We start from the raw sequence: 25,869 nt of genomic DNA, 5'->3' as shown, positions 1-25,869 counted from the left end.
CATGGCCAAGAAAAACACCCCCGACGCGTCCCCGGTGGCGAACTTCGAACAGTCGCTGGAAGAACTCGAACGCCTGGTCGACCGCATGGAACACGGCGACCTCAGCCTGGAGGACTCGCTGGCCGCCTATGAGCGCGGTGTCGGCCTGTACCGCCAGTGCCAGGCCGCGCTGGAACAGGCGGAACTGCGGGTCCGGCTGCTCAGCGATCCCGCCAATCCGGAAAGCGCCGAGCCGTTCGCGCCGCTGCCCGATGGCAACTGAGGCCCGCTTCGCGGCCTGGGCCGCGCGTACCGAAGCCACCCTCGATCAGGCCCTTCCGTCCCCCGACCAGGCACCCGGACGTCTCCACGCGGCCATGCGCCACGCCGTGCTCGGCGGCGGCAAACGCATGCGCCCCCTGCTGGTCTATGCCGCCGGTGCCGTTTCCGGCGCGCCGGAAGCCATGCTGGACGCGCCCGCCGCCGCGGTCGAACTGATCCACGCCTATTCGCTGGTCCACGACGATCTGCCGGCCATGGATGACGACGATCTGCGCCGGGGCCGGCCGACGGTGCACGTCGCCTTCGACGAGGCCACCGCCATCCTCGCCGGCGACGCCTTGCAGACGCGTGCTTTCGAAGTGCTGGCGCAGGCACCCGCCGACGCCGATATCCGGCTGGCCTGGGTGCAGGCGCTGGCCGGCGCCTCCGGCGTGGCCGGCATGTGCGGCGGGCAGGCCCTGGACATCGACGCCACCGGGCGCCAGCAGAGCCTGGAAGAACTGGCCCGCATGCACGCCTGGAAAACCGGCGCGCTCATCCGTGCGGCGGTCCGCCTCGGAGCCCTGGCCGGCCGCGCCGCGCCGGATGTCGTGGAACGCCTGGACGGATTCGCCTCGTCGCTGGGCCTGGCTTTCCAGATCCGCGACGACATCCTGGACGTGGAAGGCAGCTCCGAACAGCTCGGCAAGACCGCCGGCAAGGATGCGGCCCAGTCCAAGTCCACCTATCCGGCCCTGCTCGGCACGGACGGCGCCAAGGCGCGATTGAACGAACTCGACGCGTCGATGCGCGAAGCGCTGTCGCCATTCGGCGAGGCCGCCGATGCGCTGCGCGCGTTGGGCGAACTGGCGGTCCGCCGCGATCATTGATCGCGGCAATCCGCGCACAAAAAAAGGCCCGGTTTTACCGGGCCTTTTTCATTGACTCGCGAACTTCGCTTACTTGATCAGGCGCAGCGTCAACGGATAGCGATAGGCTTCGCCGTTGTTGGCCTTGATCGCGGCGATGATGGTGAACACCAGCCAGGCGATGCCGACGATCACCATCAGCGGCAGCGTGATCAGCGCGCCGATGCCCAGGGTCACGATCGTCAGCAGGAACAGCGCCAGGAAGATGATGCCGACCGTGATGTTGAAGTTCAGCGCTTCCTTGCCCTGGTCATTGACGAAGGGCATGGTGTCCTTCTTGACCAGCCAGATGATCAGCGGACCGATGAAGCAGCCGAGGCTGCCGGCCCAACCCGAGGTGAGGATGCCGCCGACCAGCGCGGACAGGTGTGCGAACAGGGCCCACTGACGCTCTTCCGCACTCGGGCTTCCCGAAGTCGGCGGCGGCGGCGGTGCGGTGACGTTCTCGAACTCGCTCATGCGTGTATCCCCATTCCTTGTTGACGTTGATGGTATGGAACAACCCCGGCGGCCACTTTCGGGGCCCCGGGGGATCCTGTCAAGACACGTCAATCGGATCCGGCAACGGTCATGCGCCCGAGCAGGATGGAACCGCAGGCCACGTGCGAACGCGGATCGACATCGTTTCCGACCGCCTCCACGCCCGCGAACATCTGCTTGAGGTTGCCGGCGATGGTGATGCCGTCGACCGGATGGGCGAGTTCGCCGTTCGCCACCCAGAACCCGGCCGCACCGCGCGAATAGTCGCCGGTCACCGGATTGACGCCCTGCCCCATCAGCTCGGTGATGACCAGGCCGCGTCCCATGCCGCGCACCAGTTCATCGAAGCCACCGGCATTGGCCGAGACCTGCAGGTTGTGCACGCCACCGGCGTTGCCGGTGCTCTGCAACCCCAGCTTGCGCGCCGAATAGCTGCCCAGCAGGTAGCGCTCCAGCACGCCGTCGCGCACCAGTGGCGCATCGCGGGTGGCGACGCCCTCGGCGTCGAAGGCGGCCGAGCGCCAGCCATGGCGCAGGAACGGACGTTCCTCGATCGAGAACCATTCCGGGAAAACCCGCTGGCCGGCGTGATCCAGCAGGAAGCTGGCCCGCCGGTACAGCGCCGAACCGGCCACCGCGCCCAGCAGGTGGCCCACCAGCGATCGCGCCACCTCGGCGGCGAACAGGACCGGGTACTGGCCGGTGGCGACCGTGCGCGGTTCCAGCCGGGCGACGGTTCGCTCGGCCGCCTTGCGTCCGACCACCTGCGCCGCTTCCAGCGCGGACGCCGCCAGCGCCGTCGTGTACCAGCCGTCGCGCTGCATGCCGTCGCCCTCGCCCGCGATCAGCGCGCAGCCCAGGGTGTGCTGGGTGCTGCGTTCACGTCCGACGAACCCGTGCGAATTCGCATACACCGAAAGACTCTCCGAACTGCCCACCGAGGCGCCGTCGGAATTGCCGATGCGCGAATCCGCTTCGCGCCCGGCGTTCTCGCAGGCCAGGGCCAGATCCAGCGCCTCGTCGGCCTGCACCGGCCAGGGATGCCAGAGGTCGAAATCGGGGAACTCCGCCGCCATCCGGTCCACGTCGGCCAGCCCTGCGGCTTCGTCGTCCTCGGTGTAGCGGGCGATGGCGCAGGCCTGCTCGACCGTGGCCTCCAGGCTTTCCTCGCGCAGATCCGCGGTGCTGGCGCTGCCCTTGCGCCGGCCGAAGTAGACGGTCACGCCGATGCCGCGATCACGGGTCGATTCGACCGTCTCGACCTCGCCCAGGCGCACGTTGACGTTCAGCCCGCGCTCCTCGCTGCAACTGACCTCGGCCTGGCTGGCGCCACGCGCGCGGGCGGCCGCCAGCAGGCGCTGCGACAGCTCGGCGAGGGTATCCAGCCGGGCCAGACTGTCGTCGGCGGAAACGGTGATGGCGTTCAATGGCTTATCCTTATGCAATGCAGGAAGCCGGACGTCCCGGCCTCCCCCGTGAAAGATGTCCCGGCGCGCCGTGCAGGCACCGCCGCGTGACCGGCAACCGAGATCGACCATGCGCGGACGCGACCCCGAAACCGGCGAATTTTTTAGCCCCAGCCGTACCCAGCAGCGCGAGGAAGCGCTGGAGGTGCGCAGCCTGGCCGAACAACTGGTGGCGCTGACGCCGGCCCGCCTGGCGAAGCTGCCGATTCCCGAAGACCTGATGCCGCATATCCTGGAAACCCAGCGCATCACCTCGCACATCGCGCACAAGCGCCAGTTGCAGTACCTGGCCAAGCAGATGCGCCGCGAGGATGACGACGTCCTGGCCGCGATCCGCGACGCGATGGACGAAGGCGGCGACGCGGCCCGGCGCGAGGCGGCGCAACTGCACCGTGCCGAGCAGTGGCGCGAACGCCTGCTCGCCGACGGCGACAGTGCGCTGGGCGAGCTGCTGGAGGAGTTCCCGCAGGCCGACCGCCAGCGCCTGCGCCAGCTGATTCGCAACGCCGGCGAGGAACGCGCGAAGAACAAGCCGCTGCATGCGTTCCGCGAACTGTTCCGCGAGATCCGCGAACTGCTCGCCGACGGCGACGACGCTCCCGGCGATACGGACACCGACGAAGACTGAGCCGCGTGCCGGCGCCCGCGCGGCGCCGTCCACCCGCCCGCGGTTCACGCGCGGGTGCCGCCAACCGTCAGGCCCTCGATCAGCAACGATGGCTGGCCGACGCCCACCGGCACGCTCTGTCCGTCCTTGCCGCACACGCCCACTCCGGCGTCCAGCGCGAGATCGTGGCCGACCATGCTGACCTTCTGCATGGTTTCCGGTCCGTTGCCGATCAGGGTGGCGCCCTTGACCGGCGCGGTGACCTTGCCGTCCTCGATCAGGTAGGCCTCGGTGGCCGAGAACACGTACTTGCCGCTGGTGATGTCGACCTGCCCGCCGCCGAAGTTGACCGCATACAGGCCCTTCTTCACCGAGCGGATCATCTCTTCCGGATCGTGCTGTCCGGCGAGCATGTAGGTGTTGGTCATGCGCGGCATCGGCAGGTGCGCGAACGATTCGCGGCGACCGTTGCCGGTCGGCGCCATGCCCATCAGGCGCGCGTTGAGCGTGTCCTGCATGTAACCGACCAGCACGCCATCTTCGATCAGCGTGGTGCAGTTGGTGGGCGTGCCTTCGTCGTCGATGTTGAGCGATCCGCGCCGGCCCGGCAGGGTGCCGTCATCGACGATGGTCACGCCCGGCGAGGCGACCCGCTGGCCCATGCGGCCGGCGTAGACGCTGGTGCCCTTGCGGTTGAAATCGCCTTCCAGGCCGTGGCCGACGGCCTCGTGCAGCAGCACGCCGGGCCAGCCGGACGCCAGCACCACCGGCATGACGCCGGCCGGCGCATCGATGGCGTCCAGGTTCACCAGCGCCTGCCGCAGCGCCTCGCGCGCCAGTTCCTCGGGGCGGCCGCCACCCAGCAGTTCGGCATAGGAATAGCGACCGCCCATGCCGGCGTAACCGGACTCGCGACGGCCGTTCTGCTCCACCAGCACCTGCACGTTCAGGCGCACCAGCGGACGCACGTCGGCGGCCAGCACGCCGTCGCTGCGCGCCACCAGCACGGTATCCAGGCCGCCTGAGAGGCTCACGGTCACCTGCTGCACGCGCGGATCGGCCGCGCGCAGGAAACGGTCCACCGTGCGCAGCGCCTCGACCTTGGCGGCATTGTCCATCGCGTCGATGGGATCGTCCGCGCCGTAGAGCGCGCGTCCACCGCCCCGCACCAGCGCGCGTGGCGCGTGCGCCGCGCCGTCACGGGCGATCGCGCGCGCCGAGCGCGCGGCGTCCAGCAAGGCGACCGAATTGATATCGTCGGAATAGGCGAAGCCGGTCTTCTCGCCCGAAATCGCCCGTACGCCGACACCCTGCTCGATCGAGTGCGCACCGTCCTTGACGATGCCGTCCTCCACCGTCCAGCTCTCGCGCCGGGCATGCTGGAAATAGAGATCGCCGAAATCGATACCCGGTCCCAGCAGCGCCCCGAAGGTGCGGTCCAAGCCGTGCTGGTCGAGGCCGGCAGGCAGCAGAAGGCGGGTTTCGGCGAGCGTCAGGGAAGCAGTCATGGCAGCAAGGTGGGGGTTGGGACGGGCCAGCGCAAGGCGGTGCGGGCGCCGCGGTTCATGGCAGGCCGGCGCGCGCGGCCGAGGATGGCGCCTGTTCGCGTGATTGCTCGCGCGAAATGGCCTCCACCTTGGGTTCCTTCCAAGGACCAGTCACCCGATAGGTCTTGGCACCCATTTCGCCCAGCGGGCGCTTGAGCACCGCGTTGGCGACCGCGCCGACCGCCGCGCCCAACGGTCCGGCGGCCACCGCGCCGACCGCGGTCAGCACGTTGGCCGACTTGGGCAGCACATCCACCACCTGGTCGAACTGTTCGGCGCGCAGATCGGTCGTGCCGCCGATCCGGATCTCGGCGGCGGGACCGTCGATCACCAGCGCGTCGGTGCGGGCCAGGCCGTTGCCCAGGGCCACCTCGCCTTCCATCCGGTTGAACGCGAATCCCTTGGAAAAGAAGTCGCTGAAATCCAGGGTCAGCCGGCGACGCAATTCGGCCACGCTCAACAGACCGAGCACGCGGCCCGCACCGGGCTCCAGTTCCAGCAGATGGCCATCGCGCGCATCCACGCCGACCTTGCCTTCCAGTTCGCTCAGCCGGAACGCGCCGGGACTGCCACGCCAGCCCGCGGTGGCCTGGACGGTGCCGTGGCCGCCGCGAATGCGGCCACCGTAGCCGGCATCGGCCAGCAGCGCGCCGAAATCGCGGCTCGCCACCTTGGCCTGCAGTTGGGTCCGCGCATGCGCGCCCTTCCCCAGCCAGGTACCTGCCACGTCGATGTCGTGCTGCGGGGAACGCAGCTGCAGCTGTTCGATCTGCATGCCGGCGGGCAACTGGCGCGTACGCAGGCGGGCGTTGCCGAGTTTCGCGCTGCCGACGCGCAGTTCATCGACGTCCAGCGACAGCGGCGGAATCGCCGACGGATCCAGGCCATCGTCGGCGGGTACCGGCGGCGCGCCGGGCATGCCGATCGGCGCGCCAGCGACCGCCCTGGTCGGGACCGTGGCCGCCGCGGTGGCGGTGCCGGCGGGCGACGCGTTCTGCCAATACAGGCGCGACAGCCGCCCGACGATCGCGGCGCCCCGCGTCTCCGGCACCAGCAGGCCACCGGACAGCGCGGGACCTTCCAGGGTCACCGCCAGTGCATTGGGGGCCGGCGCCAGTTGCAGACGCGTATCGGGGAACACCGATCCGATCATCAGCAGGCGCGTAGCGGTGACATCGACATGGCGCAACTTCAGGCCATCGTCGCCCCCCTCGTCTTCGCCGCCCTTGAACAGCGCGATCCAGTCCATCGCATCCAGTTGCCGCGTGCGGCCGCTGACGATCAACCCGGACGCGGGCGGAGCCTCGGCGACATTGTCGCTGCCCAGCACCACCCGCACGCCGGTCTGCTGGCCGTTGTTGCGCGCGCGCAACGCCAGGCGCTGGCCGAACGCGACTTCGATCTGCCCGCTGCCCAGCGGCATCGAGGTGCGTACCACCGTCGGCAGCGCGGCGAATGCCGGTTTTTCCAGCGGTGCCGGCAGGCTCAGGGCGGTGCCGACCAGCTGCGAACGCAGCTGCAGCTGGCTGGGCGCGTTGCTGGCCGCGCCCTTGGGAATGGTGACCGCGACGTTCCAGTCCGAACGCCCTTCGATGTATGGCTTCAACCAGGCCATTTCCGGCGCGCGATCCAGCAGTTCCTTCGCCTCCAGGCGCGCAGCGAGCTCGGCCTCGAACGCCTGCTGCGGATCCCGCGCGCCGCTGCCCGCGCGCAGCGACAACACGCCGGGCTGGCCCTGCAACATCACCTTCATCGGTTCGGAAGCGAATCCGCCGTTGTCGTAGCGCGCCTTGCCGGTGACGTCGGTGAAGGCGAGGTTCCAGCGCTTTTCGGCCAGCTTCGCCGCGGTCAGTTCCACCTCGCCTTCCATCCGCTGACGGGTGGGCGAATCCTTCTTCAGCGGCTGCAGCAGATGGAAGCTGGCACGGGTGGCGCCGGAGGCTTCCAGATTGGCGAAGGTGTCGGCATGGGTTTTCTGCAACGGACTCTGCCGCAGCATCGCCAGCAGTTTCCCCGCATCGGTGTGCGTGTCGGCGTCGACACGCAGGTTGGATTCGCGGAAGTCCGCGATGCCGGCGCTGAAATGCTCGACCGCCACGCCGGCCAGGCTGCCGTGCCCGTCCAGCGAGAATCCGTTGCCGATGAAGGCGACATCCGCGTCCACCTGCTCCAGCGCCGGCCAGTCGCGCTGGAACTTGAACTGCCCGCCGTTGATGCGCGCGACCGCCTCGAAGCGGCCGTTGTTGCGGACGAAGGGCCAATCGTCGAGATCGCCCGAGACGATGGCGCGGCCATTGTTCACCTGGCCGCCGACCAGCGCCGCGTTGAGCCAGTCCACCGCCGCCTTGGGCATCTGGTGGTGAACCCAGAAGCGCTGCGCGGCGGGCACCGGCGCCTGATCGAGATCGGCGGCCAGATCGATCCTCGGCCGGGTGCCGTCGTTCTGGAACCACAGGCCGCCACGCACCCGCGCGCCGTAATCCTTGCCACGCACGCGCAACGCCGCAGTGCCGACGCGCCAGCCGGCGCCTTCGCGCCAACCGACGATTTCGCCATCGAGGGTGACGTCATGCACCACGCCGAATCCGCTGGGCCAATTGAACTGCAGGCGCGATGCCGGTTTCAGGCGCAGGCGCAGGCCTTCGGCGTCGCCCTCGAAATCGCCCGCCAGCCCGCTCATTCCCGGCGCGCGGCCGACCGGCGCGAAGCCGACTTCCAGCAGTTCGCCGCTGGCGCGCAGGCCGCCCTGGCGATTGCCGGCGACCTCCACCCGTGCCAGCCGCGCGGTCGGACGTGCCTGGCCCAGCCAGCGGCGCATGTCGTCGCCCACCCGATCGCTCAACCCCAGCACCGCGAACAGCGGCGCCGCATCCAGTTGGCGCGCGACCAGCGCGGTCTCGCGACCACCGGCCAGCAGCAGGCCGTCCAGTGTCTGCGTGCTTTCGCCACTGCCGACCCGCAGCAGCGGCGCATCCAGTCGCCAGCCGCTCCGGACCAGGCGCCAACGCAACCTGCCGTCCAGTTGTTCGAAGGCCGCGCGCGGCAGCGCCCCGCCCCCCACCAGCGGCGCACCGCGCAAGCCCAGCTTCTGCACGTGCGCCTCGGCGGTGACCATCACCACGCGATGCCGGTACAGGGACATCCAGCCTTGCAGCCGCCCGCTGCCGGAATCGGCCACCACGCCCGCGTAGCGCAGCAGCGGCGACCACACGCCGATGTCGGCGGCGGTCACCTCGGCGTAAGCCTGGCCGTCGCCCTTGCGACGATTGAAATCGACGGCAACGTTGAGCGGCGCGCTGTCGGCGCGGATGCGCGCACGCGCACCGACCCGCACGCGATCGCCGTTCACCCGCAGGCGCATGTCGATATCGGGCACCCGCAATTGCCAGCCAATGGACGGCGCGTCGATGTCCAGGCGGCCGTCGATGATCTGCAGTTCGCCCAACCCCTCCAGGCTCGACAGCGGATCCCCGCCCGGCTGCTGCTGCCCGGGCAAGCCGCGCACCGACCAGGTGCCGTCGTCGGCGCGCTGCAGGGTCAGCGACAGGCCGCGCAGGCGCAGTTCGGTGAACGACCGGCCCGGCAGCAGGCCACCGTACATCGACACCAGCACCTCGGCCTGGCCGATACGGACGCCACCCTCACCCTCGCCGATCCGCAGCCCGTCCAGTTGCAGCAGCGGCCCGCGCCGGGTCCACTGGGTCTGCACCCGATCGAATGCCACCGGCCGCCCGGCCCGCTCGCTCAACCACGCGGCGACACGCTCGGGATGACGTTCGGCCAGCGGCAGCACCTGGCTGGCGATGCCCAGCACCACGGCCATGCACACCAGCACGATCGCGATGCCGTAAACGGCACCACGTCGGGCAAGGCGCAGGCGGCGGCGCATCGGGGTGGGCATCAGCGGCGAGCCGGGATTGGAGATTGGGGATTGGGGACGGGGCGAAGCACGATTCCCCAATCCCGAATCCCGGCCTCAAAGCAGCACGACATCGAACTGCTCCTGCAGGTATTGCTCGTCGGCCTGGAAGCGGATCGACTTGCCGAGGAATTCCTCCAGTTCCGCCACCGACTGCGATTCCTCGTCGGTGATGCGCGCCACCACCTTGGGCGATGCGATCACCAGCAGGCGCGCGGCCTCGAACTGGCGCACGGCGCGGGTGATTTCGCGGAAGATCTCGTAGGTGACGGTTTCGGCGGTCTTGATGCTGCCGCGGCCGCCGCATTCCGGGCACGGCTCGGACAGCTGCCGCTCCAGGCTCTCGACCGTGCGCTTGCGGGTCATCTCCACCAGCCCCAGCGGCGAGAACTCGTACACCGTGGTCTTGGCGTGATCGCGCGAGAGCGCCTTCTCCAGCGTGCGCAGCACCTGGCGGCGATGCTCGGGATCGTCCATGTCGATGAAATCGATGATGATGATGCCGCCGAGATTGCGCAGGCGCAGTTGCCGCGCGACCGCCTGCGCCGCCTCCAGGTTGGTGCGGTAGACGGTTTCCTCCAGGTTGCGCTGGCCGAGGAAGGAACCGGTGTTCACATCGATGGTGGTCATCGCCTCGGTCTGGTCGATGACCAGGTAGCCACCGGATTTCAGCGGCACTTCCTTGTCCAGCGCGCGACCGATTTCGTCTTCCACCCCATACAGATCGAAGATGGGACGTTCACCGCTGTAATGCTCGATGCGCTCGGCCAGGACCGGCATGTACTTGGCCGCGAACGCCTGCAGGCGCTCGCTGGTCTCGCGCGAATCCACCCGTACCTTCTCGACATCGCGCCGCATCAGGTCGCGCACCGCGCGCAGCGGCAGGGTCAGGTCCTCGTAGATGCAGGTACCCACCGCGGCATCGCGGCTGCGCTGTTCCACCAGCGCCCAGACCCGCGCCAGATAGGAAATGTCCTCGGCCAGCGCCTCGGCCGGCTGGCCCTCGGCATTGGTGCGGATGATGTAGCCATGACCGCCATGCGCCGCCGCAAGATCGCTCACCAGCGATTTCAGGCGCTGGCGTTCGGCCTCGTCCTCGATGCGTGCCGACACCCCGACCACCTTCGACTGGGGCAGCAGCACCAGGTAGCGCGAGGGAATGCTGATCTGGGTGGTCAGGCGCGCGCCCTTGCTGCCGATGGGATCCTTGACCACCTGCACCACCACGTCCTGGCCGTCGCGCAGCAGGTCCATGATCGGCACCGACGGCGGCGGCGGCAGCGGCGTCTCCACCGCCTCGCCGTTGGCGACCGGCGCCGGGCGCACGATGTCGTTGGCATGCAGGAACGCCGCGCGATCCAGGCCGACTTCGACGAACGCCGCCTGCATGCCCGGCATCACCCGCTGCACCTTGCCCTTGTACAGGTTGCCGACCACGCCCCGGCGCCAGCCGCGCTCGATGTGCAGTTCCTGCAGCATGCCGTTCTCGATGACGGCCACGCGGGTTTCGCGGGGGGTGACATTGACCAGGATTTCTTCGCTCATGTCACCGTCCGTTGGAAGGAAAAGAAGGGGAGCGACGGCGGGCGGCCAGCGCCGCGCCTGCCGTCATGCCAGCACTCCGAACGCGCGCAGCAGGCGGGCGGTCTCGTGCAGGGGCAGCCCCATCACGCCCGAGAAGCTGCCCGAGAGGCGGGTCACGTACTGTTCGGCGCGGCCCTGGATGCCGTAGGCCCCGGCCTTGCCCATCGCCTCGCCGCTGCCGACATAGGCGGCGATGTCCGCGTCCGAAAGCTCGGCGAAGCTCACCTCGGAAATGGATACCGCCTGCTCCTCGCGGCCGGCGTCGACCACCGAGACCGCCGAGATCACCTGGTGGGTCCGGCCCGACAGCCGGCGCAGCATGGCGGCCGCGTCGTCGGCATCGGCCGGCTTGCCGAACACCTCGTCGTCCAGGATCACCTCGGTGTCCGCCCCCAGCACCACCGCGCCCGGCACGGTCATCACCTTCAGCAGTCCGGCCCCGGCCTTTTCGCGCGCCACCCGACGCACGTAATCTTCGGCGGACTCGCCCGGCTGGCGATGTTCGGGGATATCCAGATCAATGCGCCCGAAGGTCAGCCCCAGGCGGGTCAGGAGTTCGGCGCGGCGGGGGGATTGGGAGGCCAGATGCAGCATCGGGAAAGAATAACCTGAGGCGACTGACTGAACGCCGGTTGAGTGTTCCCGTGGACGGCGAAACCCGATTCGACTCACAACGCGTTCATCGTGTACTGAACACGCTTCACTCCCACTGGCCCCCGGCCACCGACGCATACAAGGAGATCCCATGCGCCACCACCCGTTCCGCCCGCTGCTGCTCGCCCTGTCCCTGGCCCTAGGAACCGTCACGATGACCGCCCAAGCCCAGACCGCCCCCGCTTACACCGTGCCCGCCGACGGCACCCTGCTGAACGTGTCGGCGCAGGCCGAGGCCTCGCGCGTGCCCGACGTGGCGACCCTGTCCGCCGGCGTGGTCACCCAGGCTGCCGACGGCAACGCCGCCATGCGCCAGAACGCCGAGCAGATGGCCAAGGTGGTCGCTGCCATCAAGGCCGCGGGCATCCCCGAGAAGGACGTCCAGACCAGCGGCATCAGCCTCAACCCGCAGTACCGCTACGCCGAGAACGAACCGCCGAAGATCACCGGCTACCAGGCCAGCAACACGGTCAGCCTGAAGGTCCGCGACATCGCCAAGCTGGGCAAGGTGCTGGACGCGCTGGCCGCGGTCGGCGCCAACCAGATCAACGGCCCCAGCTTCGAAATCGACCAGCCCGAGCCGGTCTACGACGAAGCCCGCCTGGCCGCGCTGAAGAAGGCACAGGCCCGCGCCGAGACCTACGCCAAGGCGTTGGGCCTGCGGGTCCGCCGCATCGTCAGCATCTCCGAGGGCGGCGGCGGTTTCCGCCCGGTGCCGATGATGGCGATGGCGATGGACGCCAAGGCCGGCCGGATGGAGTCCACCCCGGTGTCCCCGGGCGAGACCACCCTCTCGGTGAACCTGGACGTGGTGTTCGAACTGGGCCGCTGAGCCCCGCCACCCCGCTCCAAGCAACGGCGCCTCCGGGCGCCGTTGCCGTTTCCGGCGTCCGGAACGGCATTCATTCGACCTTGGTCGCCCCCCTCTTGCGGCCACCACACGGCGGAGTACAGTCTGGAACTGCGGCGCGGGGGCGTTGCAACCCCACTCCTCGCGGCCGAGCGTTGTTCCTGTCACAGCCCTTCAGGAGGTGGACCATGGTTCGCGCACTACCCTTCCGCACCCCGACCCGTCTGGACATCGGCCGCATCCTGGCCATCGCCGCGGCCATCGCCCTGCACGTGTTCGCCCTCCTCCTGCTGCTGATGCCGATGGCGGCGCCGCAGATCGCGCAGATTGTCGAACAGCGGATACCGGTACCGCTGCAGGCGGATCCCATTCCGCCGCCGCCGTTGCCGCCGCAACCGGTGGAGCCAACCCCCCAGGACAAGCGCGTTCCCACTCCGGTAACCCCTCCGGCCGTGACAACGCCGGCCAACGTCCCCGATACCGCACCGATCATCGATCAGGGCACGATCGCTGCCACCAGCGATACGATTGATTCCGCGCCAACCAGCGATATCGGTTCGCCGGACACCTCGCCGATGGTCGGTTCGCAACTCCAGTATGTGACAGCGCCTGCTCCTCCCTATCCGCGGGTCGAAGCACGCGCCGGCATCGAAGGCACCGTCGTACTGAAAGTGCTGGTGGATGTCGATGGCGCACCGCTGGAAGTGGTGATCGAGACCAGTAGCGGCAACCACAACCTTGATCGCGAAGCCCGTCAGCATGTGCTGAAACACTGGCGCTTCAAGCCCGCGGTTCGCGACGGCATCGCTGTGCAGGCCTACGGTTTGGTCCCGATCGATTTTGTACTGCGTTGATTCGTTCGGGTTGATCCGCTCGATCACAGGTATCAAGAGGCCCGCTTCGGCGGGCCTCCACTTTTCCGCGATCGCTTGGCAAGGATGCTGAACGCCATTCGGCGGATTGCCCGAGCGATTACTCGCGGCAGCGTGTCTCGAAGATTCAATGAATCCGACTCAAGCGCGATGGTAAGGATGATTCGCCAGCATCGCCGCCGCCCGGTAGATCTGCTCGGCCACCACCAGCCGCACCAGCATGTGCGGCAGGGTCAGCGGGCTCAGTGACCACTTCTCGTGCGCGGCGGCCAGCACGTCGGCGGCGTGGCCTTCCGGACCGCCGATCAGGAAGGCGAGATCCCGGCCCTGCCCACGCCAGTGTTCCAGGCGTTGCGCCAGTTGTTCCGAGGAATACGGCTTTCCGGTGACTTCCAGCGCGATGATGTGCGCGTTCTTCGGCACCGCCGCCAGCACCCGCTTGCCCTCGTCCTCGATGGCGCGCTGCGGGTCCCGGCCCTTGCCGCGCAGGCCGGGCTCGATTTCCACCAGTTCGAACGGCAGCCAGTGCGAAAGGCGCTTCTGGTATTCGGCGAAGCCCTGCGCCACCCAGGCCGGGGCGCGTTCGCCGGTGGCGATCAACCTGCTCTTCATGCCGCAATGATACCGGCGCCACGCTTTCGTCGGACCGCATGCAAGCGTCATGCCTTTGTCATCCGGCGGTTACACGCAGTGCCTAGCGTCACCGGCTCCCCGCCAGCTGGAGTCGCATGATGACCGTCTTCGATCCTGCCCGCCGCAACGTCCTCAAGGGCAGTGCCGCCGCCATGGCCATGGGCGCCATGGGCAGCCTGGGCGCGCTGTATTCGCGCCAGGCCCTCGCCGCCACCGAATCGGTGCGGCTGTCCCCCGTTCCCAGTCGCTACGGGCCCATCGCGCCCGTCGCCGACCGCACCACCGGCCTGCCGCTGCTGCAATTGCCGCGCGGCTTCAGCTATCGCTCGTTCGGCTGGACCGGCGATCGCATGGACGACGGCCAGCCCTGCCCGGATCGCCATGACGGCATGGCCGTGGTCGCCACCCGGATCGCACGCCCGGGTCGCGGGCACGGATACGGACGTGGCCATGGCCACGGTGGGCTGGAATACGTGCTGATCCGCAACCACGAACGTGGCGCGGGCGCCCCCATCCAGGCGCCTGGCATGTACGACACCGGCCTCGTCGACGGCAGCCAGGTGGCCGGTGGCGGCACCACCACCCTCACCTACCGTGCCGGTACCGGCTGGAACGCGCTGGAGCCCAGCCTGGGCGGCACCCTGGTGAATTGCGCCGGCGGCCTGACCCCGTGGGGCACCTGGCTGAGCTGCGAGGAAATCAAGACCGATGCCACCTCCAGCGCCGGCCGCAAGCACGGCTACGTGTTCGAGGTGGATCCGGACAACGAGCGCACCACCGGCCGTCCGCTGGTCGGCCTGGGCCGTTTCAGCCACGAGGCGGTCGCGGTGGACCCGCGCACCGGCATCGTCTACCTGACCGAAGACGACCGCAACAAGGCCGGGCTGTACCGTTTCGTCCCCAACGATCGGCGAGGCCGCAACGGCTCGCTGGAAAATGGCGGCCGCCTGCAGGCCGCGCGCGTGCGCGGCAAGCGCAACGCCGACCTCACCGTGGCCAGCATCGGCGACCGCTACCAGTTGGAATGGGTCGACGTGCCGGAACCGGATCTGGACACCATCGCCGCTCCGGCCGGCTTCCCCGACATCTCCGCCGGCGAGACCCTCAGCGGTCCGTTCGCCCAGGCCTGGAGCGAGGGCGCGCTGCGCATGAGCCGCGGCGAGGGCATCTGGTACAGCTACGGCAAGATGTTCATCGTCGACACCAGCACCGGCGTCGATGCGCAGGGCCGCAAGGGACGTGGCAACGGCGCGGTATGGGTGCTGGATCTGTTCACCCAGCAGATCAAGGCGCTGTTCGTCAGTGGCCACCAGCTGGCCGCGCACAATCCGGACAACATTACCGTTAGCGCGCGCGGCGGCGTGGTGCTGTGCGAGGACGGCGGCGAGAGTCCGGACGAGTACGGTCCCGGCGCGCGCCTGATCGGCCTGACCCGGGCCGGCGAATCGTTCTACCTGTGCAAGAACAACATACAGGTGACCTCGACCCAGATCGCCAACGCCGGCAAGACGATCGAGGAAGGCGACTACCGTGAAAGCGAGTTCTGCGGTGCCTGCTGGGATCCGCTGTCACGCACGCTGTTCGTCAACATCCAGACCCCGGGTATCACCTTCGCGATTACCGGGCCGTGGGAGCGCGGGCCGCTCTAAGGCGCAACGCACGCCACGTAAACGACAACGGCGCCTTTCGGCGCCGTTGTTTCATCGCGGAACCGAAAGCCGCTTACAGGCGATCTTCCGCACTGGTTTCGACTTCGTCCTGCTCCGGCGGCTGGTCGCCCACCGTCCACAGCCGCTCCAGCGCGTAGAACTCGCGCACGCGCGGCAGCATGATGTGGACGATCACGTCGCCCAGGTCCACCAGCACCCACTCGGCCTCGCGCTCGCCTTCCACGCCCAGCGGCATGACGTCGAGCTTCTTGGCGAACTTGACCACTTCGTCGGCGATCGACTTGACGTGGCGGGTGGAGGTGCCGGACGCAATCACCAGGAAATCGGCGACGCTGGATTTGCCGCGCACATCGATTTCAACGACATCCTTGGCTTTCAGTTCTTCCACCGCCGCGTGCACGTGGGCGAGCAGGACCGGCACGGCCGGCGGGGGACTGGGAAGACGGGTCTTGATGACTTGCGCTTGGCTGGACAAAGGTCTGGTGACTCCGGGAACTCGGCACCGATTATACCGGACCGTCCGCCGCCGCCGACGTGAAGTAGAGCCGTTCGTCCGCGATATAGGCGGACACGGCGGGCGGGACCAGGTCTTCCCAGGGCCAGCCTTCGGCGATCCGCCGGCGCACGTCGCTGGCCGACTCCGGCTGCAGCGGCTGGTGCAGCCGGTGTATCCGCCCCGCGGGAGACGCACGCAGGTCGCCGGCGTCGGTGGTCCAGCGACCGGCAATCGTGGCGGCGAGTTCAACCGGCAACTCGCCGTCCAGCGGACTGCCCGGGCGCTCGGCCACCACGAAATGCGCCAGTTCGAACAGGTCCCGCCATTCGTGCCAGGTGGGCAGTCCGACCAGGCTGTCGGCTCCCACCAGCCAGGCAATCGGCGTGCGCGCGCCGAGCTCGCCACGCAGTTCGCGCAGGGTGTCGACGGTGTACGAGCGGCGCTCGGGCTGGCGCAGCGCGCGGCGCAGTTCGCGGCGATCGACATGCAGGCCGACCTCACCGTCGATGGCCAGTTCCAGCATCCGCGCGCGCTGCGCCGCGTTGGCGCCCGGCGGGGCGCGATGCGGCGGATCCGCCGCGGGCGTGAGCGCGACCAGGGTATCGAGTTCGTCGCGGGCCGCCCGCGCAATGGCCAGATGCCCGTTGTGGACGGGATCGAACGTGCCGCCGTAGAAAAGGTGGAGCATGCGGTGTCAGGGCCGTCGCGGAGACCGTGGCAGTGTGCGGGGATTGCCGGCGCGGGAAAAGATCCGCCTCAGGCCACCAGCAGGCGCACCGCGCGCGCCTCGGCCACGGCCAGCAGCAGCCGTTCCATCGCCACCCAGGCGTCGCCCGGCGCGCGGCCCTTGGCGATGCGGTCGATGCGCGAGGCCTCGGCGACGAAACGCTCCCAGCGCTGCGGTGCGGCGTGCCGCTGCAAGGCCCGCTTGAACGGCGCCTGTTTGGATTCCCAGATGCCCTGCGATTTCATTTCCGCGGCCAGGTTGCCGCCGGACGCCTGCACCCTCGCCAGATGGGCGGTGCGCAGCAATTCCTTGACCACCATCGGCATCAGTCCGGCGACCACGTCGCCCTCGGCGCGCAGGCCGGCCAGCATCCGCGACACCTGCGGTCCCTGCCCGGCCAGCATGGCGTCGGTCAGGCGGAACACGTCGTAGCGCGCGGCGTCGGCCACCAGCGATTGCATGGTTTCCGCCGACAGGCTTCCGCCCTGCGCCAGCAGCGCCAGCTTGTCGATCTCCTGCGCCGCGGCCAGCAGGTTGCCTTCCACCCGCTCGGCCAGCGCCTGCACCGCGTCGCGGTCGGCCCGCAGCCCGCGCGCGCGCAGCCGGCTCTCGATCCAGCCAGGCAGTTCGTGCGGCTTGATGGCCCAGGCGACGGCGAGGACGCCGATCTGCGCGACGGCGTCGGCCCATTTGCCTTGATGGGCCTTCGACCATTCACCGGCGGTGATCAGCAGGACCACGTCGGGCGGCGGATTCGCGCAGAACCGGCTGATGACCTCGGCGCCCTCCTTGCCCGGCTTGCCGCCTGGCAGGCGTACCTCGACCAGGCGCCGCGCGCTGAACAGGCTCGGGGCGTGGAAGCTGGCGTCGAGCTCGTTCCAGTCGAAATCGCGCCCGTCGGCGTCGAATACCTCGCGCTCGCCGATGCCCTGCGCACGTGCCTGCGCGCGCACCGCATCGGCGGCTTCCAGCACCCGCAGCATTTCCGGCCCGGCGATCAGGTACGCCGGGAGCAGCGGCTCATCGGCGCGTGCGGCGATCTGTTCGGGCTTAAGTTCCATCGGCCGGCTTGACCATCTGGCCGGCGCGCACCACGCCGTCGACCCGGCGCAGGATCGAGGCGGACATCTCGCGCCGCAGTTCGTCGGCCAGGATCTCGCGCTCGGTCGTGGTACCGGTGGCGTTCTCCGGCGGCGACACGTAGTCGCGCGAAAGCTCCACCACCTGCTGCGGCACCAGATCGGTGCCGTCGGCCTTGCGGAACACGAACACGACGGCGTAGCGCAGGCTGAATTCCTGCGCGCGTCCCAAACCATCGACCGCGATAGGCAGATTGCCCCACCGCTCGGAAACGATGACGAGCTCGGCCTTCTTTGGGACCGGCTCACCTGTGGCGGCCGCCGCTTTCTGCGCCTCCCGATCTTCGATGGTCGGAGTGCGAGCCTCGGCACCGGCCGCCTGCAACCCGCGCACCAGCTTGTAAGCCAGGTCGCTGTAGGTCGCGGCAGAGCGGACCAGGACCGGTCCCAGATCGGAAGGGAGCGCGATGCGGCTGCGCAGGTGGAATCCGCAGCCGGCCAGCAACAGGGCCAAGGCGGCGGCGGCAAGGAATCGGGTTCGGATCATGGGCGAAGTCTGGACGAGGCCGCGAAAGGCGGCAATAGCCTAGCCGGCCCGCAGGTGAATACGGGGATTCGGGATTCGGGACTCGGGATGTCGATGCGGCAATGCGCGGCTTCCACTGTCATGCGCATCTTCATCCAGCGGCCTTCGACGGCCAGATGGCAAGCCAAGCCGGAATCGGGTGGGGCGTGGCATTCACCCTTTCGGGGAAACGGATCCCGGCCTTCGCCGGGATGACGGCGAAGGGGAGATGACGCCGCGCACGTCGGGAACGGTCCTCCCGCGAACGGCGGCGATCGCGGGGGTTGGACGACGCGGGTCGCCCACGCGTCCAAGCCGGCTCAGCCGGCGACGATATTGACGATCTTGCCCGGCACGATGATCACCTTGCGGATGGTCGCGCCTTCCAGGAACTTGGCGGTGTTCGGTTCGGCCCGGGCCAGCCCCTCGATGTGCTCGCGGGCGGCGTCGGCGGCGACCTCGATGGTGCCGCGCAGCTTGCCGTTGACCTGCACCGCCAGGGTCACCGAATCGCGCACCAGCGCGGCCGGGTCGACCTGCGGGAAGGCGACGTCTTCCAGCAGCGTTTCCGGATGGCCCAGCGCCTGCCACAGCGCGTGGCTGGCATGCGGCGTGATCGGGTTGAGCAGCAGCACCGCCGCTTCCAGCGCTTCCTGGCGCACCGCGCGGCCACTGTCGCTGGCGTCGTCGAATTTCGACACCGCGTTGGACAGTTCCATCACCGCGGCGATCGCGGTGTTGAAGCTGTGGCGCTTGCCATAGTCGTTGCCGACCTTGTCGATGGTCTCGTGGGTCTTGCGGCGCAGCGCCTTCTGCCCGGCGCTCAGCGTGGCCGGATCCACCGCGGGCGCCGGACCGTCAGCCGCATGCTTCTGCACCTGCGTCCACAGGCGGCGCAGGAACCGCGCCATGCCTTCCACGCCGGCCTCGTTCCACTCCAGCGACTGCTCCGGCGGCGCGGCGAACATCGAGAACAGGCGTACGGTGTCGGCGCCGAACCGCTCCACCATCGCCTGCGGGTCCACGCCGTTGTTCTTCGACTTGGACATCTTCTCGACCGCGCCAATCTGCACCGGCGCGCCGTCCGCGCGCAGGGTCGCGCCGGTGATGCGGCCGCGCTCGTCGCGCTGCACGTCCACGTCGGCCGGGTTGATCCAGTCCTTGGAGCCATCCGGATTGTCGCGATAGAAGGTCTCGGCGATGACCATGCCCTGGGTCAGCAGGTTGGTCGCCGGTTCGTCGCTGTCCACCAGCCGCGCGTCGCGCAGCAGCTTGTGGTAGAAGCGGAAATACATCAGGTGCAGGATCGCGTGCTCGATGCCGCCGATGTACTGATCCACCGGCAGCCAGTAGTTGCCGCGCTTGTCGACCATGTCCCTGGCGCCCGGCGAGGTGTAGCGCGCGTAGTACCAGCTCGACTCCATGAAGGTGTCGAAGGTGTCGGTCTCGCGCTCGGCCGCGCCGCCGCATTCCGGGCAGGTGGTCTTGCGCCATTCCGGATCCGCCTTGATCGGCGATTTCACCCCGTCCAGGGTGACGTCTTCCGGCAGCACCACCGGCAGTTGCGAATCCGGCACCGGCACCGCGCCGCACTTGTCGCAGTAGATCACCGGAATCGGACAGCCCCAGTAGCGCTGGCGGCTGACGCCCCAGTCACGCAGGCGGTAGTTGACCCGGCGCTGGCCGCGGCCCTGGCGTTCGAAGCGCTCGGCCAGCGCCTCGAAGGCGCCCTGGTAGCCCAGGCCGTCGAACTCGCCCGAGTTCACCAGTTCCAGGTCCTCGCGGGTCTTGTCGCCATACCAATCGCGCCAGATCGTCGGGTCGTAGCTGGCCTCCTCGTCATTGCGCGGCGACTTCAGCGCGATGACCTGCTGGATCGGCAACTGGTACTTGGTGGCGAACTCGAAATCGCGCTGGTCGTGGCCGGGCACCGCCATCACCGCGCCGGTGCCGTAGCCCATCAGCACGAAGTTGGCCACCCACACCGGCAGCTTTTCGCCGGTGATCGGATGCACGGCGCGCAGGCCCGTGTCCATGCCGCGCTTTTCCTGGGTTTCCAGCTCGGCCTCGGAGACGCCGCCCTGCTTCAGTTCGGCCAGGAACGTGGCCAGCGCGGGATTGGACGCGGCGGCCTTCAGCGCCAGCGGATGCTCGCCGGCGATCGACACGAAGGTCACGCCCATCAGCGTGTCGGGACGGGTGGTGAATACGGTCAGCGGATCATTGCCTTCGACCGCGAACTGGATCTCCAGGCCCTCCGAACGGCCAATCCAGTTGCGTTGCATGGTCTTGACCGCGTCGGGCCAGCCCGGCAGTTCGTCCAGGCCATCCAGCAGTTCCTGGGCGTAGTCGGTGATGCGCAGGAACCATTGCGGAATCTCGCGCTTCTCGACCACGGCGCCCGAGCGCCAGCCGCGGCCGTCGATGACCTGCTCGTTGGCCAGCACGGTCTGGTCGACCGGATCCCAGTTCACGACCGAATTCTTGCGGTAGGCCAGGCCCTTGCGCAGCAGGCGGGTGAACATGCGCTGTTCGTGGACGTAATAGTCCGGACGGCAGGTGGCGAACTCGCGCGACCAGTCGATGGCGTAACCCAGCAGTTTCAGCTGGCTCCGCATGTGGTCGATGTTGGCGTAGGTCCACTTGGCCGGCGCGGTGCGGTTCTTGATCGCCGCGTTCTCGGCCGGCAGGCCGAACGCGTCCCAGCCCATGGGCTGCAGCACGTTGTGGCCGGTCATGCGCTTGTAGCGGCTGATCACGTCGCCGATGGTGTAGTTACGCACATGGCCCATGTGCAGCGCGCCGGACGGATACGGCAGCATCGACAGGCAGTAGTACTTGGGCTTGTCGGACTGTTCGTCGACCTCGAAGGCCCGGCGCGTCTCCCAGAACGATTGGGCGGCGGATTCGACGGATTTCGGCTCGTAGGCGACGGGTTCGGCAGCGGACATGGCAGGCGTAGGCGGGAAAGGCGACGGCAAAGTCGGCAAGGGTACCGCAGTGCAGCAGAGGGCTCCACTCCGGAAGGTCACGGGCCGACTGCCGGATCCACGCCGGGACGCTCGGCTACCATGGCCCGGACCCGCTCCGGAGACCCGCATGTCCCGTCCCGCCCTGCCGCTGGCCCTGGCCGTCCTGCTTGTCCCGCTGTCCGTCCGCGCCGCGGAACCGCTGGCGCTCCAATGCGAACGGCTGTTCGAGTCACGCAGCGGCAAGCTGCTCCCGGCGCGTACGGTGGTGGTCCGCGAGGGCCGCGTCGCCGAGGTGCTGGAAGGCCGGGTCGAAGTGCCCGGCGCCCGCACGGTGGACCTGGCCGGTCACACCTGCCTGCCCGGCTGGACCGATCTGCACGTCCATCTGGGCAGCCAGTCCAATCCGCAGAGCTATTCGGAGGGATTCCGCCTGGATCCGGTGGATTTCGCCTACCGCTCGGTGGGTTTCGCCGAAAAGACCCTGCTGGCCGGCTTCACCAGCGTGCGCGACCTGGGCGGCGAAATCGCCCCGCACCTGCGCGATGCGATCAACCAGGGCCTGGTGAAGGGGCCGCGCATCTTCGCGGCCGGCAAATCCATCGCCACCACCGGCGGCCACGCCGATCCCAGCAACGGCTACAACGATCACCTGTCGCACCTGATCGGTCCGCCGGGCCCCACCGAAGGCGTGATCAACTCCGTCGACGACGCGCGCCAGGCGGTGCGGCAGCGCTACAAGGACGGCAGCGATGTCATCAAGATCACCGCCACCGGCGGCGTGCTCAGTTACGCCAAATCCGGCGACGCGCCACAGTTCACCGTGGACGAGGTCAAGGCGATCGTCGAGACCGCGCGCGACTACGGTTACAAGGTCGCCGCGCACGCGCACGGCACCGAAGGCATGAAGCGCGCCGTGCTCGGCGGGGTGACCAGCATCGAGCACGGTACCTACATGAGCGACGAGGTGATGCGGCTGATGAAGCAGCACGGCACCTGGTACGTGCCGACCCTCTACGCCGGCCGCTTCGTCGCCGAGAAGGCCAAGGTGGACGGCTACTTCCCGGAAGTCGTGCGCCCCAAGGCCGCCCGCATCGGCGCGCAGATCCAGGACACCGCCGCCAAGGCGTATCGCAGCGGAGTGAAGATCGCCTTCGGCACCGACATGGGCGTGGGGCCGCACGGCGACAACGCGCGCGAGTTCGTTTACATGGTGGAAGCCGGCATTCCCGCCGCCGAGGCACTGCAGGCGGCGACGGTACGCGCGGCGGAAGTGCTGGGGGTGGACGATCAGGGCGTGATCGAGGCCGGCAAGCGCGCCGACATCGTGGCCGTGCCCGGGGATCCGGTCGCCGACATCCAGCGCGTGCTCGAAGTCGCGCTGGTGATGAAGGACGGCGTGCTGTTCAAGCAGCCCTGAGGGGTCAGGCGCCCCTGGCGGCGGCGCGCCACGCGGCCCAGCCCGCCCAGGCGACCCAGATCCACCAGATCCCGAAGCCCAGCCGCTGGGCGACGCCGGCCGGCAGCGTATCGACCGCGAACAGCACCGCGTACAGCATTCCCACCGCCGCCAGCACGCTGGCGCGGCCGACGCCCCACCAGCCCGCGCGGCCGCGCAGGCCCATCGCCAGCAGCAGCGCGCCGGGCACGAAGGCGACCCACCACAGCATCCACGCGGTGGCGTGGTAACTGCTGCTGGCGTTGTGCAGATCCTCCGGATCCAGCGGCAGCAGTCCCAGCGCGACCACGCCCAGCGTGGACAGGAACAGCAACTGCGCGCCGATCCGCACCGGCCAGCCGGCGTCGCGCGGCAGCCGCTGGCGCATTGACAGCATCGCCGCCGAGGCCAGCAGCCCCGGCAGCATCAGGCCCAGCAGGTTGAAGGCATTGGCGTGCGGGATGCCCTTGGCGCCCAGCACCGCGATCGGGTGGGTCACGTGCGAATACCCCGGCAGGGCCCATCCGAAACCCACCGCGGCGGCGGCGAACACGACCGCGCCGGCGATGCCGGCCAGCGGCAGCCAGCGATTCATTGCATTTCCCAACGGAACACCTCTTCAACACCCATGCCAAACGTCCGGGCGATGCGGAACGCGAGTTCCAGCGACGGCGCATAGCGCCCCGCCTCCAGCGCAATGATAGTTTGCCGGGTGACCCCGCAGGCGTCGGCCAGCGCCTGCTGGGTCATGTCGCCGCGTTCGATCCGCAGGCGGCGGATGTCGTTGGCGATCGGCGTTCCGTTCACCGGCGATCGCGCCAGTAGTAGACGGCGGTGGCGGCGTACTCGCACAGCCACCCCAGCATCAGGACCAGTACCAGCAGGTTGGCGAGCAGGAAGTGGCTGGCCCATTGCAGCCGGTGCGCGGGTGAAAAGCCCAGCGTGACGGCCAGCGCGATCACGCAGAACACCAGCGCGCCGTATCCCCAATGAGCGGCCCGGCGCGCGATCTCGCGATCCCGTTCGTCTTCCTGGATCTGGCCCTTCCAGCGTGCCGCCAGCACCTGTCCCAGCACCGACCAGGCGATGCCCAGCATCATCAGGTTGCGGGCGACCGCGCGGGCATGTGCGCTGCCCATGCCTTCCGGTCCGGTGAACAGGTCCAGCCTGGCCAGGAAATAGGCCACCGCCACCGCCATGAACCCGACACCGATCCAGGCGCGCCATTCGCCCGGCGAAACCGTCTGTCCGCGCTCGTCGCGGGACGCGTGGCGTACGAAGTACAACGCGATCCATGTCGTGGCGACCAGCAGCGCCATGCCGATCTGGCCGGGGTCCAAGCCCAGCACCCGGCCCGGCCCGGCCAGCAGCAGCCAAAGCGCCAGTCCCGCCGCCGCCAGCAATCCGTAGCGGACCGCCCTGTTTCCCGGATATCCCTTCATTGATGACGTCCCGGCCGAATGTAAAGTTAACCTTACATCGGCCGACCGGCATGTCAAGTCTTTTTTACATCAGGGCGACCCGGGGATGGCGGCCCTATTCTTCCCACCCCGTCGGTCCTCCCGCCTGCGCGGTGTAGTTGGCCGTCACGTAGTCCCCGGCGAGGCTGGCGACCCGCGCCAGCATGGCGTTGTCGGCGCCGCCCACGGTCCAGGCGCCGGCCATGCCACGCGCATGCTGGTAGAACTCGGGCTGGGCCACCAGCTCGCCGGATGCCGCGTCGGTCAGGCGCAGCCGCAGGAGGATGCGCGAGCTGCCGGCGAAGGCGCCGGCGAAGAATCGCTTGCCACCGCTGATGAAACGTACTTTCTCGATCACCGGCTCGATCACCAGCGTCTGCGCCGGCTCGGCCTTCACCGCTTCGGCGTTGCGCTGCGCCACCCATTGCCCCAGTCCCTGCCGGAGGTTTTCCTGCACCGCGTTGCGGGCCCTCTCGTTGGTCTCCTGGCCCGCATAGGGCGCATCCATCCGCACCGGCTTGAGTTCGAAGCGGGCGTAGTGGTCCAGTTGCACGGACGGTGCGGCATTGCGCTCGACCGAGGGCCGGATTTCCTCGCCCGCCCAGGATGGACGGAACGCGAACAGCAGCAGGCCGGCGGCGGCCACGCGGGACAGCGGGTTCATGCGGTGAATCTCCAGGCGGAAGGGGGGCGGCAGCGACGACCCGCTGCCCGTGCTTGAAAGCAACGGCAATCGCCGCCATCTCAGGCCGCATCCGTCCACGACCGCCCTCTTCCCCATGACCGACCTGCCCCACGTATTCGACGCCACCGCCGAAACCTTCGAAACCGACGTCCTGCGCAAATCGCTGGATGTTCCGGTGCTGGTCGACTTCTGGGCGACCTGGTGCGGTCCCTGCAAGACCCTGGGCCCGATCCTGGAAAAGCTGGCCGGCGAGTACAACGGCGCATTCCTGCTGGCCAAGGTCGATGTCGACAAGGAGCAGCAGATCGCGGCGGCCTTCCAGATCCGCTCGGTGCCGACCGTGTTCCTGGTCAAGGACGGGCAACTGGTCGACGGTTTCCCCGGCGCCCTGCCCGAGGGCCAGTTGCGTGAATTCCTCAAGCAGCACGGCATCGAACCGGCGGCCGCCGACGAAGCGGAGGCCGCCACCGAGATCGCAGTGGACCCGCATGCCGCGGTGGTCGCGCTGCGCCATGCGGTGGAAGCCGAGCCGGACAAGGACGAATTGAAGCTGGACCTGGCGCTGGCACTGCTGAAGACCGGTGCCGCCCACGAAGCCGAACAATTGCTGGACGCCCTGCCCGCCAATCTCGCCACCGACGACCGCGCCGTGCGCGCCCGCGCCCGGCTGGGATTCGTATCGGCGCTCAAGGATGCGCCGCCGGTGGAGGTGCTGGAAGCCGCGGTCGCCGCCAGCCCGGACGATCTGCGCGCGCGCCATCTGCTGGGCGTGCACCGCCTGATCGCTGGCGACGACGAAGCCGCGCTGACGCAGTTCATCGAAATGCTCGCCCGCGATCGTGGCTACCAGGAAGGCCTGCCCAAGAAGACGCTGATCGACGCCTTCCGCGTCATCGAGGACGAGGAGCTGGTCGGCCGCTACCGCCGCCGGATGTCGTCGCTGCTGTTCTGAACCACGTAGAGCGGAGCTTGCTCCGCTACCGGCCATCCTCTCGCCGA

Annotated in this window: 24 protein-coding genes; 8 read left to right on the top strand and 16 right to left on the bottom strand. The window is 68.9% G+C overall.

Going from position 1 to position 25,869, the window contains the following annotated elements; translation table 11 throughout:
• Position 1: 1 nt before the first annotated feature.
• Both IQ458_RS00440 and IQ458_RS00435 read left to right on the top strand, forming a co-directional pair.
• The gene (locus IQ458_RS00440; RefSeq protein WP_183643207.1) at positions 2–262 is read left to right on the top strand and encodes an exodeoxyribonuclease VII small subunit; all 261 of its coding nucleotides are present in this window, start codon (positions 2–4) and stop codon (positions 260–262) included.
• A complete protein-coding gene (locus IQ458_RS00435; RefSeq protein WP_203321575.1) occupies positions 252–1,130 on the top strand; it encodes a polyprenyl synthetase family protein in 879 nt (292 codons plus the stop codon). The genes IQ458_RS00440 and IQ458_RS00435 overlap by 11 nt, the downstream gene beginning before the upstream one ends.
• 69 nt (positions 1,131–1,199) lie before the next feature.
• Here the strand turns inward: IQ458_RS00435 and IQ458_RS00430 are convergent, their stop codons facing one another.
• Together IQ458_RS00430 and pmbA are read right to left on the bottom strand one after the other, a co-directional pair.
• The gene (locus IQ458_RS00430; RefSeq protein ID WP_183643213.1) at positions 1,200–1,628 is read right to left on the bottom strand and encodes a DUF4870 domain-containing protein; all 429 of its coding nucleotides are present in this window, start codon (positions 1,626–1,628) and stop codon (positions 1,200–1,202) included.
• Positions 1,629–1,717: 89 nt separating this feature from the next.
• A complete protein-coding gene (gene pmbA / locus IQ458_RS00425; protein ID WP_235996553.1) occupies positions 1,718–3,076 on the bottom strand; it encodes a metalloprotease PmbA in 1,359 nt (452 codons plus the stop codon).
• 109 nt (positions 3,077–3,185) lie between these two features.
• On the opposite strand from pmbA, the gene yjgA reads away from it, so the two are divergent.
• Positions 3,186–3,743, top strand: coding sequence for a ribosome biogenesis factor YjgA (gene yjgA / locus IQ458_RS00420; RefSeq protein WP_203321573.1), 558 nt, complete (start codon positions 3,186–3,188; stop codon positions 3,741–3,743).
• 44 nt (positions 3,744–3,787) lie between these two features.
• Here yjgA and tldD read toward each other — a convergent pair whose 3' ends face one another.
• From tldD to IQ458_RS00400, 4 genes are all read right to left on the bottom strand, one after another.
• On the bottom strand, positions 3,788–5,230 hold the full coding sequence (gene tldD / locus IQ458_RS00415; RefSeq protein ID WP_183643220.1) for a metalloprotease TldD: 1,443 nt from the start codon (positions 5,228–5,230) through the stop codon (positions 3,788–3,790).
• Positions 5,231–5,285: 55 nt separating this feature from the next.
• The gene (locus IQ458_RS00410; protein WP_203321572.1) at positions 5,286–9,170 is read right to left on the bottom strand and encodes a YhdP family protein; all 3,885 of its coding nucleotides are present in this window, start codon (positions 9,168–9,170) and stop codon (positions 5,286–5,288) included.
• A gap of 75 nt (positions 9,171–9,245) precedes the next feature.
• Positions 9,246–10,733 (bottom strand): ribonuclease G, encoded by a 1,488-nt coding sequence (gene rng / locus IQ458_RS00405; RefSeq protein WP_183643226.1) that lies wholly within the window; start codon positions 10,731–10,733, stop codon positions 9,246–9,248.
• 63 nt (positions 10,734–10,796) lie between these two features.
• Entirely contained in the window at positions 10,797–11,366 is a 570-nt protein-coding gene (locus IQ458_RS00400; RefSeq protein WP_183643229.1) for a Maf family protein, read from the bottom strand.
• 151 nt (positions 11,367–11,517) lie between these two features.
• Between IQ458_RS00400 and IQ458_RS00395 the strand changes: the two genes are divergently transcribed.
• On the top strand, positions 11,518–12,258 hold the full coding sequence (locus IQ458_RS00395) for an SIMPL domain-containing protein (protein ID WP_183643231.1): 741 nt from the start codon (positions 11,518–11,520) through the stop codon (positions 12,256–12,258).
• A 173-nt stretch (positions 12,259–12,431) separates the two neighbouring features.
• Complete coding sequence (locus IQ458_RS00390; RefSeq protein ID WP_235996552.1) at positions 12,432–13,130, top strand: energy transducer TonB; 699 nt, start codon at positions 12,432–12,434, stop codon at positions 13,128–13,130.
• A 159-nt stretch (positions 13,131–13,289) separates the two neighbouring features.
• On the opposite strand, the gene rlmH is transcribed toward IQ458_RS00390, so the two are convergent.
• Complete coding sequence (gene rlmH, locus IQ458_RS00385) at positions 13,290–13,760, bottom strand: 23S rRNA (pseudouridine(1915)-N(3))-methyltransferase RlmH (RefSeq protein WP_183643237.1); 471 nt, start codon at positions 13,758–13,760, stop codon at positions 13,290–13,292.
• 119 nt (positions 13,761–13,879) lie between these two features.
• On the opposite strand from rlmH, the gene IQ458_RS00380 reads away from it, so the two are divergent.
• Positions 13,880–15,430 carry an alkaline phosphatase PhoX gene (locus tag IQ458_RS00380; protein ID WP_203321571.1) on the top strand — a complete coding sequence of 517 codons (1,551 nt, stop codon included), beginning with the start codon at positions 13,880–13,882 and terminating at the stop codon, positions 15,428–15,430.
• 73 nt (positions 15,431–15,503) lie between these two features.
• On the opposite strand, the gene rsfS is transcribed toward IQ458_RS00380, so the two are convergent.
• The 5 genes from rsfS to leuS form a co-directional block, all read right to left on the bottom strand.
• A complete protein-coding gene (gene rsfS / locus IQ458_RS00375; protein WP_203321570.1) occupies positions 15,504–15,926 on the bottom strand; it encodes a ribosome silencing factor in 423 nt (140 codons plus the stop codon).
• Positions 15,927–15,957: 31 nt separating this feature from the next.
• On the bottom strand, positions 15,958–16,635 hold the full coding sequence (nadD, locus tag IQ458_RS00370) for a nicotinate-nucleotide adenylyltransferase (RefSeq protein WP_183643247.1): 678 nt from the start codon (positions 16,633–16,635) through the stop codon (positions 15,958–15,960).
• 68 nt (positions 16,636–16,703) lie between these two features.
• Positions 16,704–17,735, bottom strand: coding sequence for a DNA polymerase III subunit delta (holA, locus tag IQ458_RS00365; protein ID WP_183643250.1), 1,032 nt, complete (start codon positions 17,733–17,735; stop codon positions 16,704–16,706).
• Positions 17,725–18,300 carry an LPS-assembly lipoprotein LptE gene (locus IQ458_RS00360; RefSeq protein ID WP_203321569.1) on the bottom strand — a complete coding sequence of 192 codons (576 nt, stop codon included), beginning with the start codon at positions 18,298–18,300 and terminating at the stop codon, positions 17,725–17,727. The genes holA and IQ458_RS00360 overlap by 11 nt, the downstream gene beginning before the upstream one ends.
• Positions 18,301–18,638: 338 nt before the next feature.
• Complete coding sequence (leuS, locus tag IQ458_RS00355) at positions 18,639–21,269, bottom strand: leucine--tRNA ligase (protein ID WP_192197522.1); 2,631 nt, start codon at positions 21,267–21,269, stop codon at positions 18,639–18,641.
• Between the two features lie 148 nt (positions 21,270–21,417).
• Between leuS and IQ458_RS00350 the strand changes: the two genes are divergently transcribed.
• Entirely contained in the window at positions 21,418–22,707 is a 1,290-nt protein-coding gene (locus tag IQ458_RS00350; RefSeq protein ID WP_203321568.1) for a metal-dependent hydrolase family protein, read from the top strand.
• A gap of 4 nt (positions 22,708–22,711) precedes the next feature.
• Here IQ458_RS00350 and IQ458_RS00345 read toward each other — a convergent pair whose 3' ends face one another.
• From IQ458_RS00345 to IQ458_RS00330, 4 genes are all read right to left on the bottom strand, one after another.
• Positions 22,712–23,320: a DUF998 domain-containing protein gene (locus tag IQ458_RS00345; RefSeq protein ID WP_203321567.1), complete on the bottom strand. Its 609-nt coding sequence runs from the start codon at positions 23,318–23,320 to the stop codon at positions 22,712–22,714.
• Positions 23,317–23,532: a helix-turn-helix transcriptional regulator gene (locus IQ458_RS19495; RefSeq protein WP_425504620.1), complete on the bottom strand. Its 216-nt coding sequence runs from the start codon at positions 23,530–23,532 to the stop codon at positions 23,317–23,319. Before IQ458_RS19495 ends, IQ458_RS00345 begins: the two co-directional genes overlap by 4 nt.
• Positions 23,529–24,167 carry a hypothetical protein gene (locus IQ458_RS00335; RefSeq protein WP_203321565.1) on the bottom strand — a complete coding sequence of 213 codons (639 nt, stop codon included), beginning with the start codon at positions 24,165–24,167 and terminating at the stop codon, positions 23,529–23,531. Before IQ458_RS00335 ends, IQ458_RS19495 begins: the two co-directional genes overlap by 4 nt.
• A 94-nt stretch (positions 24,168–24,261) precedes the next feature.
• Positions 24,262–24,849 carry a hypothetical protein gene (locus IQ458_RS00330; protein WP_203321564.1) on the bottom strand — a complete coding sequence of 196 codons (588 nt, stop codon included), beginning with the start codon at positions 24,847–24,849 and terminating at the stop codon, positions 24,262–24,264.
• A 115-nt stretch (positions 24,850–24,964) separates the two neighbouring features.
• Between IQ458_RS00330 and trxA the strand changes: the two genes are divergently transcribed.
• Positions 24,965–25,822 (top strand): thioredoxin, encoded by an 858-nt coding sequence (gene trxA, locus IQ458_RS00325; RefSeq protein WP_203321563.1) that lies wholly within the window; start codon positions 24,965–24,967, stop codon positions 25,820–25,822.
• Positions 25,823–25,869: the final 47 nt, after the last annotated feature.

This window comes from Pseudoxanthomonas beigongshangi, assembly GCF_016820515.1.
In the GTDB taxonomy this organism is placed as follows: domain Bacteria; phylum Pseudomonadota; class Gammaproteobacteria; order Xanthomonadales; family Xanthomonadaceae; genus Pseudoxanthomonas_A; species Pseudoxanthomonas_A beigongshangi.
This window is presented reverse-complemented; position numbering and strand designations above follow the sequence as displayed.